Source organism: Cupriavidus sp. 30B13 (genome assembly GCF_049059565.2).
Taxonomy (GTDB): domain Bacteria; phylum Pseudomonadota; class Gammaproteobacteria; order Burkholderiales; family Burkholderiaceae; genus Cupriavidus.
Window position 1 is genome coordinate 1,694,542 of the sequence record NZ_CP188223.1, and the last position, 13,367, is coordinate 1,707,908.

The 13,367-nt window shown below is 68.6% G+C and carries 12 protein-coding genes; 4 read left to right on the plus strand and 8 right to left on the minus strand.

The features are described 5' to 3' along the window. Positions 1 to 40 precede the first annotated feature (40 nt). From hisD to ACKI2N_RS07895, 3 genes are all read left to right on the plus strand, one after another. Complete coding sequence (gene hisD, locus ACKI2N_RS07885; RefSeq protein WP_420995030.1) at positions 41 to 1,333, plus strand: histidinol dehydrogenase; 1,293 nt, start codon at positions 41 to 43, stop codon at positions 1,331 to 1,333. 8 nt (positions 1,334 to 1,341) lie between these two features. Next, positions 1,342 to 2,106 carry an SDR family NAD(P)-dependent oxidoreductase gene (locus ACKI2N_RS07890; RefSeq protein WP_420995029.1) on the plus strand — a complete coding sequence of 255 codons (765 nt, stop codon included), beginning with the start codon at positions 1,342 to 1,344 and terminating at the stop codon, positions 2,104 to 2,106. Between the two features lie 69 nt (positions 2,107 to 2,175). After that, the gene (locus ACKI2N_RS07895) at positions 2,176 to 3,156 is read left to right on the plus strand and encodes a Bug family tripartite tricarboxylate transporter substrate binding protein (RefSeq protein WP_420995028.1); all 981 of its coding nucleotides are present in this window, start codon (positions 2,176 to 2,178) and stop codon (positions 3,154 to 3,156) included. A gap of 76 nt (positions 3,157 to 3,232) precedes the next feature. Here ACKI2N_RS07895 and ACKI2N_RS07900 read toward each other — a convergent pair whose 3' ends face one another. The 8 genes from ACKI2N_RS07900 to ACKI2N_RS07935 all read right to left on the minus strand — a co-directional run bounded on the left by ACKI2N_RS07900 (position 3,233) and on the right by ACKI2N_RS07935 (position 12,265). Continuing rightward, on the minus strand, positions 3,233 to 3,901 hold the full coding sequence (locus ACKI2N_RS07900; protein ID WP_420995027.1) for a TetR/AcrR family transcriptional regulator: 669 nt from the start codon (positions 3,899 to 3,901) through the stop codon (positions 3,233 to 3,235). A 142-nt stretch (positions 3,902 to 4,043) separates the two neighbouring features. Beyond that, positions 4,044 to 5,708, minus strand: coding sequence for a cation/acetate symporter ActP (gene actP / locus ACKI2N_RS07905; protein WP_420995026.1), 1,665 nt, complete (start codon positions 5,706 to 5,708; stop codon positions 4,044 to 4,046). Further along, complete coding sequence (locus ACKI2N_RS07910) at positions 5,705 to 6,064, minus strand: DUF485 domain-containing protein (protein WP_420995025.1); 360 nt, start codon at positions 6,062 to 6,064, stop codon at positions 5,705 to 5,707. Before ACKI2N_RS07910 ends, actP begins: the two co-directional genes overlap by 4 nt. Positions 6,065 to 6,120: 56 nt before the next feature. After that, positions 6,121 to 7,341 (minus strand): FAD binding domain-containing protein, encoded by a 1,221-nt coding sequence (locus ACKI2N_RS07915; protein WP_420995024.1) that lies wholly within the window; start codon positions 7,339 to 7,341, stop codon positions 6,121 to 6,123. Continuing rightward, positions 7,338 to 7,817, minus strand: coding sequence for a VOC family protein (locus ACKI2N_RS07920; protein ID WP_420995023.1), 480 nt, complete (start codon positions 7,815 to 7,817; stop codon positions 7,338 to 7,340). The genes ACKI2N_RS07915 and ACKI2N_RS07920 overlap by 4 nt, the downstream gene beginning before the upstream one ends. A gap of 515 nt (positions 7,818 to 8,332) precedes the next feature. Then, on the minus strand, positions 8,333 to 8,476 hold the full coding sequence (locus ACKI2N_RS07925; RefSeq protein ID WP_420995022.1) for a hypothetical protein: 144 nt from the start codon (positions 8,474 to 8,476) through the stop codon (positions 8,333 to 8,335). A gap of 81 nt (positions 8,477 to 8,557) precedes the next feature. After that, positions 8,558 to 9,067 (minus strand): hypothetical protein, encoded by a 510-nt coding sequence (locus ACKI2N_RS07930; protein ID WP_420995021.1) that lies wholly within the window; start codon positions 9,065 to 9,067, stop codon positions 8,558 to 8,560. A gap of 306 nt (positions 9,068 to 9,373) precedes the next feature. Next, positions 9,374 to 12,265 carry a CheR family methyltransferase gene (locus ACKI2N_RS07935; RefSeq protein WP_420995020.1) on the minus strand — a complete coding sequence of 964 codons (2,892 nt, stop codon included), beginning with the start codon at positions 12,263 to 12,265 and terminating at the stop codon, positions 9,374 to 9,376. A 263-nt stretch (positions 12,266 to 12,528) separates the two neighbouring features. On the opposite strand from ACKI2N_RS07935, the gene ACKI2N_RS07940 reads away from it, so the two are divergent. After that, positions 12,529 to 13,248, plus strand: coding sequence for a Crp/Fnr family transcriptional regulator (locus ACKI2N_RS07940; RefSeq protein WP_420995019.1), 720 nt, complete (start codon positions 12,529 to 12,531; stop codon positions 13,246 to 13,248). Positions 13,249 to 13,367 lie beyond the last annotated feature (119 nt).

Genomic DNA, 13,367 nt, shown 5'->3' on the forward strand with positions numbered 1-13,367 from the left:
GACCGCTGACGAAAATGACGACATACCGAAGGAGACTGGCATGGCCCAATTCTTGAAAACCTCGAAGCCGCAGGAAGTGAAGGCGGAAATCCAGGCCCAGGTGCGCGACACCGTGGCCGGCATCCTGGCGCAGATCGCCAGCCGCGGCGATGCCGCCGTGCGGGAATACTCGGCGCGCTTCGACAAATGGGAGCCGCAGGACTTCCGCCTGACGCAGGCGCAGATCGAAGCGTGCGTGGCCTCGCTGCCGCCCGGGGTGCTGGCCGATATCCGCTTCGCCCAGGAGCAGATCCGCCGCTTCGCGCAGATCCAGAAGGAGTCGATGCGCGACGTGGAAGTGGAGACGCTTCCCGGCGTGGTGCTGGGCCACAAGCACCTGCCGGTCAACAGCGTGGGCTGCTATATCCCCGGCGGCAAGTATCCGCTGGTGGCGTCGGCGCACATGAGCGTGCTGACGGCCAAGGTGGCCGGCGTGCAGCGCGTGATCGCCGCCGCGCCGCCGTTCGACGGCCAGCCGTCGCCCGCCATCGTCGCCGCCATGCATCTGGCCGGCGCCGACGAGATCTACTGCATGGGCGGCGTGCAGGCCATCGCCGCGATGGCGCTGGGCACCGAGCATATCGCGCCGGTGGACATGATCGTTGGCCCCGGCAATGCCTACGTGGCCGAAGCCAAGCGGCAGCTGTTCGGCCGGGTCGGCATCGACCTGCTGGCCGGCCCCACCGAGACGCTGATCATCGCCGACCACACCTGCGATGCCGAGCTGGCCGTGGCCGACCTGCTGGGCCAGGCCGAGCACGGCCCCAACTCGCCGGCCATCCTGCTGACGAATTCGCGCGCGCTGGCCGAGGCCGTGCCCGCCGAGATCGAGCGGCAGCTCGCCATCCTGCCGACCGCGCCCGTCGCCCGCGTGGCCTGGGAGGAGTATGGCGAGATCATCCTGTGCGATTCGTACGAGGAAATGGCGGCCGAGGCCGACCGCATCGCCTCGGAACACGTGCAGGTCATGACGCGCGATCCGGACTACTTCCTGCGGAACATGACCAACTACGGCGCGCTGTTCCTCGGCGCGCGCACCAATGTGTCGTACGGCGACAAGGTCATCGGCACCAACCACACGCTGCCCACCACCAGGGCGGCCCGCTACACGGGCGGCCTGTGGGTCGGCAAGTTCATCAAGACGTGCACGTACCAGCGCGTGACCACCGACCAGGCATCGGCCATGATCGGGGAATACTGCTCGCGGCTGTGCGCGCTGGAAGGGTTTGCCGGCCACAAGGAGCAGGCCGACATCCGCGTGCGCCGCTACGGCGGCGCGCGCGAGGCCGCATGAGCGCGGCCATGCGTGGACTGCTCGATTTCGGCGGCAAGGTGGCGCTGGTGACCGGCGCCACCGGCGGGCTCGGCTCGGCGATCTGCCATGCCTTCGCCGCGGCCGGCGCGCGCGTGGTGGCCGGCTATCACCGCTCCGGCGGGGCCGCGCAGGCGCTGGCCGGCGACTTGCCCGGCGCTGCCGGAGCGCGCCATCTCGCCGTGCCGCTGCCGGTCACGGACAGCGGCGCGCTGGCGCGGGGCGCGGCGCTGGTGGCCGAAGCCTGCGGCCATGTCGACGTGCTGGTCAATTGCGCCGGCACCACCCGCTTCGTGCCGCACGACGACCTGGACGGGCTCGACGATGCGCTGATCGACGCGGTGCTGGCCACCAACGTGCGCGGCCCGATCGCCATGGTGCGCGCGTTTCGCGGGCTGCTGGAGGCGTCCCCGGACGCGGTCGTCGTCAATATCTCGTCGGTGGCGGCGCGCACGGCGATGGGCAGCAACATCGCCTATTGCGCGTCGAAGGCGGCGCTGGACAACCTGACCGCGTCGCTGGCGCGGGCGCTGGCGCCCCGCATCCGCGTGGTGTCGGTGTCGCCGGGCCTGGTCGATACCGATTTCGTGCAATCGATGGACCCCGGCTGGCGCGACATGCAGGCCAGCCTGACGCCGCTCGGGCGCCTGGCGCGGCCGGCGGAGATCGCCGCCGCCGTGCTGGCGGTGGCCGGGGCCATGCCGTTTACCACCGGCGTGGCGATTCCGGTCGACGGCGGGCGGCCGCTGCGCTAGCCGCGAAGCGCGGCCCCTTTCACCTGCAAGACCATATACAACTACACAAAAGACGACTGGAGACACATCATGCATCCACTGTTTCGCAGCGCCCTGCGTGCCGGCCTGGTGCTGGCCGGGCTGTCGCTGGCCATGTCCGCGTGGGCCCAGGCCTGGCCGAGCCGGCCGATCCGGTACGTGGTGCCGTTCTCGCCGGGCGGGGTGTCGGACGCCACCGCGCGCATCGTCGCGGAGGGCCTGTCGCAGCGGCTGGGGCAGCCCGTGGTCATCGAGAACAAGCCTGGCGTGTCCGGGATTCTCGGCACGCAGTCGGTGGCGCGCGCCGACCCGGACGGCTACACCATCATGGGCGGCACCATCACCACGCACGCGGTCAATCCCTTCTTCTACAAGAAGCTCGGCTATGACCCGGTCAAGGACTTCGTGGCGGTCAACCTGGTGGGCACCGTCAGCAACGTGCTGGTGGTCGCCAACGACAGCAAGTTCCACTCGGTGGAGCAGATCGTCGCCGCGCTCAAGGCCAGGCCGGGCGGGCTGACGTTCGGCACCGCGGGGCCGGGCAGCTCGCAGCAGTTGTCGGGCCAGCTGTTCCAGAGCGTCACCGGCACGCAATTGCAGCAGATCTCGTACAAGGGCGGGGCGTCCGCGATGACCGACCTGATCGGCGGGCAGATCGACCTCGTGTTCGAGACCGTGGCGGCGGCCAGGCCCATGCTCGACGGCAAGCGCGTGCGCGCCCTCGGCGTGACGTCCACCCATGCGCTGCCGAGCCTGCCCGGCGTGCCGCCGCTGGCCGACCAGGGCCTCAAGGGATTCGAGATGCAGTCGTGGCAAGGCATCTTCGCTCCGGCGGGCACGCCCAAGGCGATCGTCGACCGGCTTGGCAACGAGATTGCCGCGGTGGTGGCCAACCCCGCCGTGCAGCAGCGGCTGCGCACGCTGGGCGTGGAGCCGGAAGGCAAGACCGCGGCCGCCTTTGCCGCGTTCCAGCGCTCGGAAGTGGCCAAGTGGGGCAAGATCATCCAGGCCGCGGGGGTGGTGCCCGAGTGAGCGCGCGGCGCAGGCCGCCGGTTAGCGGTAGAGCCGGGGCCGGCGCCGCGAGAGTCCTTCGCCAAGGCGGCGGCGGTCAGCCTGCCCGGATCGCGCGTATCGCCGCCGGCGCGCCGTGCAGGAACATGTCGACCTGCCGGCGGATCACCGCGTCGAGGTTGGCCGGCACCTTCAGGCCGTACACCCACTTGCGCACGCCGACATAGAAGATGGCCGCATGCAGGCTCCAGATCATCTCGATCTCGGCCTCGGTTTCCGCCGCATTGCGCGGAGCGGCGATGCCGAAGGCCTCGCGGACCTCGGCCAGCACGGGCAGGAACACCTTGCTGCGCAGCTTGCTGAGGTATTTGTTGTTGATGCCCTCATGGGTCAGGCCGGCAAAGATGAACAGCCGGATCCACTCCTCGCGCAGGATCACCGAGGAATAATCGAGGTAGAAGGCCTGGAGCCGCTCGGCAAGCGGCTTCGAGCGGTCGCTGATCTGGCGGTCCCAGTCGGGGCGCCACTGGAACACCTCGTTGTAGACCCGGTCGATCAGCGCTTCCTTGCTCTCGAAATAGCGATAGAGCAGCGGCTGGGTGACGCCGATCTGGCGGGCCAGCTCGCGCGTGCTGCCGCCGAAGCCGTTGCGCGTGAAGTGTTCGATGGCCTTCTCGACGATCTGCTGTTCCCGCTCCTCGGGCAGCAACCGCCGGGTGCCCTTGCTGGCGGTCTCGTCCGGCGTGGTGGTGGCGCGTGGCTCCATGGCTGTCTCTCTCGGCTCTCGGTTTTCGGATGATGCCCGGATTCTACCAATCGCCCGATAAACGAGACGGCAGGTGGCATGCGGGCATCGCGGCCGGCATGCCACCCGCCTTGCGGCGCGCAGCGCGGGGGCAGGCGCGGGGTCAGGCGCCGGGCCTGGCGGCGATGCCGAGTTCGCAGTCCACGCGCTGGTTCTGGTAGGCATCGCGCTCCCAGGCGCCGCGCGCGGAGCGGTCGGTCACCGAGAACACATAGATGCCGGCAAACGCCGCCAGCATCGAGAACAGCGCCGGATACTCGTACGGATAGATGGCCGAGCCGTGGTCCAGCACCTGCACCCACACCGTCGGGCTCAGGATGGTGAGGACCACGGCCGTGACCAGCCCCAGCGCGCCGCCGGCCACGGCGCCGCGCGTGGTCAGGCCGCGCCAGTAGACCGAGAGCAGCAGCACCGGGAAGTTGGAGCTGGCGGCGATCGAGAACGTCAGGCTGACGATGAAGGCGATGGTCTGCTTCTCGAACAGGATGGCGAGCAGGATCGACAGCACGCCCAGCACCAGCGTGGTGAGGCGCGAGACGCGCATCTCTTCCTGGTCGGATGCCTTGCCCTGGCGCAGCACCGTGGCATAGAGGTCATGCGAGATGGCGGAGGAGCCCGCCAGCGTCAGCCCGGCAACCACGGCGAGGATGGTCGAGAACGCCACCGCGCAGATGAAGCCCAGGAACACGTTGCCGCCCACCGCGTGCGCCAGGTGCACGGCCACCATGTTGACGCCGCCGGTCACGGCGCCGGCGCCGTCGTGGTACAGCGGAGCCGGGGCGACCAGCGCGATGGTGCCGAAGCCGATCACGATGATCAGGGCATAGCCGATGCCGACGATGCCGGTGGCATAGAGCACGCTCTTGCGCGCGGCCTTGACGTCGCCGACCGTGAAGAAGCGCATCAGGATGTGCGGCAGGCCGGCCGTGCCGAAGATCAGCGCCAGCCCGAGCGAGACCGCCGACACCGGGTCCGAGACCAGGCCGCCGGGGCGCATGATGGCATCGTGCCTGCCGTGCGCCGCGATGGCGTGCTCGAACAGGCTGTTCAGGCTGAAGCCGAAGCGGCTCATGACCATGAAGGCCATGAACGCGCAGCCGGCCAGCAGCATGGCCGCCTTGATGATCTGGATCCACGTGGTGGCCAGCATGCCGCCGAAGAACACGTACACCACCATCAGGACACCGACCAGCACCACGGCCGAGAGGTAGTTGAAGCCGAACAGCAGCTCCACGAGCTTGCCCGCGCCCACCATCTGCGACACCAGGTACAGCAGCACGATCACCATCGAGCTCGAGGCCGAGAAGGCCCGGATCGGACGCTGCCTGAGACGATAGGAGAGCACGTCGGCCAGCGTGTAGCGCCCCAGGTTGCGCAGCGGCTCGGCGATCAGGAACAGGATGATGGGCCAGCTGGCCAGGAACCCGATCGAATAGATCAGGCCGTCGTAGCCGCTGGTGAAGACCAGCGCGGAGATGCCGAGCAGCGAAGCGGCGGACATGTAGTCGCCGGCAATCGCCCAGCCGTTCTGCATGGCGGTGATCTTTCCGCCGGCGGCGTAGTGGTCGGCCACGCTGTGGTTGCGCCTGGCAGCCCAGCGCGTGACGGCGAGCGTGGCGGCGACGAACACCACGAACATGGCGATGGCGATCCCGCTCATGCCCTGGCCCGCCGGCGGCGTGGCCGCCAGGGCCGGGCTGGCGGCCGCGAGCCCGGCGAGCAGGACGAGAGAGGCGGGCGCGGCGGCCGCGGTCAGCGTGCGGTTCATGGCTGCGCTCCCTTGCGGATGTCCGCGATCATCGCGTCGTAGACGGTGTTGGTGCGATACACGTAGATGGCCACCAGCGCGAACGTGAACGCGAACATGCCGAAGCCGACGGGAATGCCGACGCTCATCGGCTGGCCCGGCACCAGTTGCCGGGCCAGCAGGCCGGGGCGGAAGGCCAGCGTGAGGATGAAGCCGAAATAGACCAGCAGCATGGCCGCGGTCAGCGCCCACGAGAAGCGGCGGCGCGCGCGGTGCAGGCGCTCGAAGGCGGGCTGGCCCAGCATGGGGTGCAATACCACCGGGGCATCGGTCGCGGCGGGGCCGGGATGCACTGGACAGGGGGCGGCTTGTGGCATGGGTTTGTCTCCGAATGGGTTCGGTCCGGTGGGATCCGGATGTTGTCGGGGGTGGTTCAGAACTGCCGCGATACCGCGGTCTCCCGCATGACCGCTTCCGGCGTGCGGTAGCGCTCCGCCATTTCGCGGTCCTGCTCGCTCTTGAGCTGCGCCTGCATATAGGCGCCGAGATGGCGCGCGTGTTCGACGATGGCTTGCCCGACCTGTACGCGTTCGGCGCTGTACGCCTGCAGCGCCGCCTCGGCGGACCCGTGCGCGGCCAGGGCGCGGGCCAGCGCCATCGCGTCGCCTGCCGCCTTGGTGACGCCCATGCCGCAGTGCGGGCGCGCCACGAAGGCGGCATCGCCGAGCAGCGCGATCCGGCCGAAGGCCATGCGCGGCACGGTCAGGTCGTAGATCGGCTGGAACAGCGGTTGGGCGGTGCGGGCCACGACCTCGGCGAACTGCGGCGCCAGCAGCCCGGCCGCCGCGCTTTCCATGTCGGCGAGCACGTCCGGGCGGATCAGGCCCGGCGGGATGCCGGCGGGCCAGCACTTGCCGCTGGCGTCGGTCAGCAGGCCGGCCAGTTCGTCCTCGCGCGTGGCGCGATACCAGACGAAGTTGTAGCGGCGCCGGCCCGGCGCGATGCTGTTGCCCTCGCCCGCGACCGGATAGCCGAGGATCTGCTCGCGGGGCGGCAGGCAAAAGGCAAACTTGCCGAAGATCGCCGCGTGCGTGGCCGGCGACAGGCGGGCCTCGTCGACCAGCCCGCGCCAGGCGATATAGCCCGCGTATTCGAGCTGCGCCGAGGGCAGCAACCGTTCGCGCATGCCCGAGCGGAACCCGTCGGCGGCGATGACGATGTCGGCGCGGTGCACCGATCCGTCCTGCAGCGTGACGGCGGCGTGGTCCGCGTGCGATTCGGCCGCGGTCACGTTGGCGCCGGTGCGGTAGGCGCCCGGGAACGCATGGCTCAATACGTCGTACATCTTGCCCCAGGCGGTCAAGGTCTGGGGCAGCTCGCGCGCCGATACCGTGGCGCCATCGCGCGAGAGCGTCATGCGGGTGTCGACGCGCACGCCGATGCTGTCGTCGGGCGCCACGCCGGCCGCCGCCAGCGCCTGGAACAGCTCGGGGTGGGTGACGATGCCGGCGCCACGGCCGGTCAGTGCCGCGGGCGTGCGCTCGAAGATCTCGACCGCCCAGCCATGGCGCGAGAGAAGGTTGGCGGCGAACAGTCCCCCGATCGAGCCGCCGACGACGATGGCGCGGGGTTGCGCGTGCGGTACGGGATTCATGCCGGTGCTCCCGTCTTTGCCCGCGCCTGCCCGGGCAGTTCGAGGCCGGCCACCTCCTCGGCGGGGTAGTTGAGCTCGATCGTCACGCCCGATGGGTCCTCGAGGAAGACCTGGTGCAGGCCGAGGCCCGGTACCGTGCGGTCGCGCCACGCGATGCCCTCCGCGTGCAGCGTCTGCCACATCTGCGCCACGCCGGTGGCCAGGAAGGCGATATGGTCGAGCGTGCCGGTGCCCGGCGCGGGCATGGACTTGTCGCCAAGATAGGCGGACAGGCCGGATGGATTGTCCGGGTCGACGCCGATGATGTGCACCGTGCCGAAGCTGCTTTCGTCGCCGCCCAGGTAGAGCCACGCGCCGGGAAATTCGAACGGCGGGCGATAGCCGCGCCGGAACCCGAGAACGCGTTCGTAGAATGCGCACGACCGCTCCAGGTCGGTCGTGCGGATGGAAAAATGTGCGAGCCTGCCGAGTGCCATCGCTGCCTCCTTTAAATTATCAATCGATCAGTGATCGGTTGATAAATGATAGGGAGAAAGCGTTGCCGGGCCAAGAGTGGGGAAGCTAAGGATTTACCCTTACGCGGAGCGGTTGCGTGCGTTCGGACGTGACGCAGCGCCGGTGGCGGTGGCGGCGCCCGTGGCGTGGCGAAGACGACCGGCGGCTACCTTGGTTCTGCCTGAAGATATCCGCCGCGCAGGGAAGGAGGAAGGGAAGGGGAAGGGCTAAGCGAAGGGCGGTCCTGGCTATCACCAGTCCAGGTACCGCGTCCCCCGGCAAACCGGAACAGCGTGATCTCGTGCCCGGCTCCGGGCCGGGGAAATCCGTCCATGCCCGGACTGTGTCCGGCGCGGCCTTGTCCCGCGCGGATTCCACGATGGCGACAGCCACGGCGGGGCGTGGCGGGAGGGGCGCCGGCCGGAAGCCCGATGCCGGCAGCTGAGGACTTCGGCGCGGATAAGGTCGTGGCCGGACCCGTTGGTCTTGTCCATGATCACCGCACCGACCATACCGCCATCGCGGTTGCCATCGCGCAGTTGAGCGCGCCGAGGGCAAGCCATGAGGCGGCGAGCAGGGCGCCGCGCCGGCGCGGCGCGACTCCACGGACAAAGGCGAGGCTGCGGACGAATGGGGTCATGATCTGCTCCGGCTATCGGGAATCTGCGAATGAAGACGGGAAGACAGGCGGAGGCCGATGGCGGGCTCCGCCGCCCCGGACTCAGGCCGTGGCTTCGCCGGGCGTGGCCGACACGCCGGTCTGGTCGCGGCCGGCGACCATCACGCCGCTGAACGGCTGCACGTTCTGTTCGAGGCGGGCGCCGTCGAAGAACGGGTTGCGCTTGTCGTTGACGCGCGCGCCATCCAGGTACGGGCTGCGCTTGTCATCGACGCGCGCGCCGTCCAGGTAGGGGCTGCGCTTGCTGTCGACGCTGGCGAGCATCACGCCGCCGGACGGCAGCAGGCTCTTTTCCAGGCTGGCGCCGTCGAGGTAAGGGCTGCGCTTGTCGTCGATGCGCGCGCCGTCGAGGAACGGGCTGCGCTTGCTGTCGACCTTGGCAACGTGGCGGACCGCGGGGGCCTGCTTGGCGGGCACGATGTTGTTGTAGTCGTAGCGGTCGGCGCTGAACGGGCTGGTGCGCGGGTCCATGGCGTTGGCGTACGAAGCGGCGAAGACGCTGGCGCCGACGAGGCCGACGGCGGCGAGGATGCGTTGGGTGCGGGTGGTCATGATATTTCTCCTGGCGATGCGATGAGGTGGGCCGGTCAAGATGGGGTCCGGCGCAATCCGGGAGAGCGGGGCCTGCGTCGCCGTGTTCGGGCGGTTCGCAGTGCTGCTGTCCTTGGCATCAAGCTTAGGAGGGCGGCCGCGCAAGCACATTGGTGCATGCGGTTGCCGGACTAGCGCATAGGTTGCGGGACCCTATCCCAAGGTATGAGTGCTGCCTCGGGACGGGTCGGAAGCGCGGGCTTGCGGTGCGGGAACGTGCACTGCGCCGGGAGCGCAGGGCCGCAAGGTGCGCAGCGCGGCGGCCCGCTAGGCGTTGCTCATGCTGCGATCGGTCAGCTCGCGCTCCGTCGTCGCGACGGCCACGGCGTTGCCCTGGCCGTCCGAGAGAATCGACAGGGTGATCCAGATATCGATCAGCCGGCCGTTTTTCGCGACCCGCCGGGCCTCGTAGGCATGCTGCGCTTCATGGCGGGCGGCGTAGCGGATGAAGTCGAGATGATCCTGCCTGGCGCCGGGCGCCAGCATCTCGGAGACCGTCATGCCCAGCGCCTCGGATTCGCTATAGCCATACAACCGGGTCGCGGCCCTGTTCCATGCGGTCAGGCGGCCGTTCAGATCGAACACCGTCATGGCGTCATTGGAGTCCTGGACCACAGCGGCAAGGCGGCGTGACCGTTCGTCGGACGCCTTGACATGGGTGATGTCGGTCCAGGTCACCACCGCGCCCGCGGGCGGCGCGCCGGGCACGGCGATGTACGGCGTGATGCGCCGGACGTACCACTGTCCGGTCACCGTTTCGATTTCCTTGCCGGCCTCGCCGGCCTGGGCCGACAGCACCTGGCGAACGTCGTCGAGCAAGGCATCGCCGAGGGGATTGCCCAGGACGTTCGCGATCGGGCGGCCGATATCGGCCTGCGCCAGGCCGAAAATCCGGGCGGCACTCGGGGTAAAGCGTCTGATCGCCCCGAGCGGGTCGAGCAGCAGCGTCGCGATTTCGGTGCTGGCAAGCAGGTTGGTCACGTCTTCGCTGAGCACTTCGAGCTGGTGGACCTTCTGTTCCAGCTGGGAATTGACCACATTCAGCTGCTCGTTGAGCGCCTGAAGTTCTTCTTTCGACGTTTCGAGCTCTTCGTTGGCCGAGCGCAGTTCCTCGTTGATCGAAAGGATCTCTTCGTTCGACACCCGGAGTTCGCTGTTGCTTTCTTCCAGTTCCTCGATCGTGCTGCCAAGCTCCACCTGGGTCATGCGGAGCTCGCTCTCCAGGTGCCAGAGGTCGGAATCCACGCCGGACGGCACCGGCGACAGCGGCCGGTCGGCCATCGGCAAGCGGGCGAAGACGACCAGCCAGACCTTGTCCGCGCTGGTGGTGTCGAATGGCCGCGTCACCGCGATTTTCACCGCCGGCGCGCCACCGTCGGAGACGATTTCGCTGACCGGCGAGCCCGCCTGGTCCTGGGTCGCGCGGCGCAACACGATGCGCAGCTTGAGCCGCAAGCCTTCGCGCACCATGTCGAGAACGTTGCCGGTCGGCTCGCCGGCGGGCTGCCTCAGGTATTCGTCGGCCGCGCCGCTCACATAGAGCACCTGGTGAGCGGAGTTGATCAGCACCGCGGCCCCGTGGTTTTCCTCGAGCAAGGTAGCGTTGACCAGTTCCGCATAACCCTTGTTGCGCATTCCGACGCGGCTCGCCGGCGGGAATGCCTCGCGGCGCACCGGGCCCGTGGAGAACCGGTAGCCGGCAACGGCCGGCGCCGCCGCCGGACTGCGCTGGTAGATGCGCCAGGTCCTCGACACCTCCTGGAACTGGCTGGAATCGGGGTCGGTGCTTTCCGAGCGCCCCAGGAACAGGTAGCGCTTGGGGTTGAGCGCGAAGTGAAATACCTCGAACACCCGCTGCTGCGCTTCCGGCTCGAGGTATATCAGCAGGTTGCGGCAACTGATCAGGTCGACGCGGGAAAACGGCGGATCGGCAATCAGGTTCTGGGGCGTGAACAGAATCGTTTCACGCGTGGCCTGCTCGATCTGATACCCTTCGTCGTGCGCATGGAAAAAGCGCGCCAGCCTTTGTCCGCCGACCGGCAAGGCCACGCTGGGCGAATAGACGCCAAGGCGCGCCCGCGCGAGCGCCGCGCGGTTGACGTCGGATGCCAGGATCATGAAGGTCCGGGCGACTCCGCGCTTCTCGATCTCCTCGGTGAGCAGCATGGCCATCGAATAGGCCTCCTCTCCGGTGGCGCACCCCGGCACCCACACGCGCAGCGGATGATCGCCCGGCGGCTCGTCGAGAAGACGGCCCAGGACCTCTTCTGACAGGGCTTTCCACGCTTCGGGGTCGCGAAAGAACTCCGTCACGCCAATCATCATGTCCAGGCTCAAGGCCTGGGCTTCCCCGGGCTTCGTCCTCAGGATGCCGCAATAGGCGTCCAGGCTGTCGACCTTGTTGACCGCCATGCGGCGGGCGATGCGGCGCTCGAGCGTGCCGCGCTTGTAGCCCCGGAAATCGGAGCCGGCCGCGGCCAGCGCGGCGAGTACCGGTTCCAGGTCGGCCGGCGCGCCGGCGCCCGCGCCGGCCGGCGAGACGCCGCCGCCCGAGCGCGCGATGTAGTCGAACAATACCGCCGGCATCTGCTCGACCGGCAGCACGTAGTCGACCAGCCCGGTCGAGATCGCCTGCAGCGGCATCGTGCCGTGTTCGGCGGTCACGGGTGTCTGCGCCATGACCATGCCGCCTTCGGCCTTGATGGCTCTCAGGCCCGCCGAGCCATCCGCGTTCGCGCCGGTCAGCACGATGCCGATGGCGCGCTCGTGCTGGTCGGCGGCCAGCGAGGCGAAGAACTCGTCGATCGGCATGGGAATGGTCGGCCGCTCGACGGCCGGCCGCAGCCTGAAGATGCCTTGCTCGATGACCACCGATACTCTCGGCGGGATGACGTAGACGTGCCCGGCGCGCAGCATGGCGCCGTCCTGGATGGCCGAGACGGCGAAAGACGTTTCCCTGGCCAGCAGCTCCGGAAGATGGCTTTCGGCGCCGGGGGCCAGGTGCACCACGATCGCAAACGAAAGATCGTGGGGAATCGTGGCGGCCGCCCTGAAAAAGAGGCTCAACGCATGAAGCGCGCCGGCCGACGCGCCGATTGCGACGATGCGGGGTGCAGTGGCAAGCTCCGCCGTCGGCGAAGCATTATTGGAATCATTCATGACACACTGCCTGAAACGGCTGGAGGACCAGTGTATCGCGTTGCATACCGTGACAGAGGGAATAATCTTGCCGCCGGCTCCCGGCCGGCCCGGTCCCGCAGCCATCCGGCGCGCGCCGAGGGCAGGCCCGGGGTGAAGCAGGCATGCCGGCGTTTCCTCGATGCGCCACGTGGCTTGCCGCGGCCGCTTCGCGCCATCGGCCATGAACGCGACCGGGCCGGGAAAGCGGCACGGTTTGCCAAACTCTCTGCGCGGAAACAGCAATGCTGAATGAAGACCACAGGAACGGAAATCACCTGCTCGCGGTATTGCCCGAGGCGGAGTGGGCCCGCATCGCGCCGCACATGGTGCCGGTGGACCTGTCGCTGGGTCAGGTCCTCTACGAGTCCGGCGGCCGCATGAACCATGTGTATTTCCCCGCAACCGCGATCGTCTCGCTGCTCTACGTGATGGAGGACGGCGCGTGCGCCGAGATCGCGATCGTGGGCAACGACGGAATGGTCGGCATCGCGCTCTTCATGGGCGGCGAAACCACGCCGAACCGGGCGGTCGTGCAAAGCGCCGGCCGCGCTTACCGGCTGGATGCGCGCATCCTGAAAGAGGAATTCCATCGCGTCGGCCCCCTGCAGCACCTGCTGCTGCGCTACACCCAGGCACTGATCACGCAGATGACCCAGACCGCCGTGTGCAACCGGCATCATTCGATCGACCAGCAATTGTGCCGCTGGCTGCTGCTCAGCCTCGACCGCCTGCCGACGAACGAGCTGAACATGACGCAGGAACTGATCGCCAACATGCTCGGAGTCCGCCGGGCCGGTGTGACCGTGGCCGCCATGAAGCTGCAGGACGCGGGGCTGATCCGCTACAGCCACGGCCATATCGTGATGCTGAATCGGCGCGGGCTGGAGCAGCGCGTATGCGAGTGCTATGACGTGGTCCGGCGTGAAACCGCCCGGCTGCTGCCGGGCCGGAAGGCGACATGACCGGTGCCTGTCTCCATGGCGCGGGCGTCCTACCTCAACCCGACATAGCCAAGGACGAACAGGACGATGACCACGGCTCCGACGAGCCAGATGATGTTGTTCATGACGTGCTCCTCAAG

Excerpts from the sequence above, each read along its gene's own strand:
- actP (WP_420995026.1), bottom strand. The coding sequence starts at position 5,708 with ATGAACCGCACGCTGACCGCGGCCGCCGCGCCCGCCTCTCTCGTCCTG.
- hisD (WP_420995030.1), top strand. The coding sequence starts at position 41 with ATGGCCCAATTCTTGAAAACCTCGAAGCCGCAGGAAGTGAAGGCGGAA.
- ACKI2N_RS07895 (WP_420995028.1), top strand. The coding sequence starts at position 2,176 with ATGCATCCACTGTTTCGCAGCGCCCTGCGTGCCGGCCTGGTGCTGGCC.
- ACKI2N_RS07935 (WP_420995020.1), bottom strand. The coding sequence starts at position 12,265 with ATGAATGATTCCAATAATGCTTCGCCGACGGCGGAGCTTGCCACTGCA.
- ACKI2N_RS07930 (WP_420995021.1), bottom strand. The coding sequence starts at position 9,067 with ATGACCACCCGCACCCAACGCATCCTCGCCGCCGTCGGCCTCGTCGGC.
- ACKI2N_RS07940 (WP_420995019.1), top strand. The coding sequence starts at position 12,529 with ATGCTGAATGAAGACCACAGGAACGGAAATCACCTGCTCGCGGTATTG.
- ACKI2N_RS07925 (WP_420995022.1), bottom strand. The coding sequence starts at position 8,476 with ATGACCCCATTCGTCCGCAGCCTCGCCTTTGTCCGTGGAGTCGCGCCG.
- ACKI2N_RS07920 (WP_420995023.1), bottom strand. The coding sequence starts at position 7,817 with ATGGCACTCGGCAGGCTCGCACATTTTTCCATCCGCACGACCGACCTG.
- ACKI2N_RS07915 (WP_420995024.1), bottom strand. The coding sequence starts at position 7,341 with ATGAATCCCGTACCGCACGCGCAACCCCGCGCCATCGTCGTCGGCGGC.
- ACKI2N_RS07890 (WP_420995029.1), top strand. The coding sequence starts at position 1,342 with ATGCGTGGACTGCTCGATTTCGGCGGCAAGGTGGCGCTGGTGACCGGC.
- ACKI2N_RS07910 (WP_420995025.1), bottom strand. The coding sequence starts at position 6,064 with ATGCCACAAGCCGCCCCCTGTCCAGTGCATCCCGGCCCCGCCGCGACC.
- ACKI2N_RS07900 (WP_420995027.1), bottom strand. The coding sequence starts at position 3,901 with ATGGAGCCACGCGCCACCACCACGCCGGACGAGACCGCCAGCAAGGGC.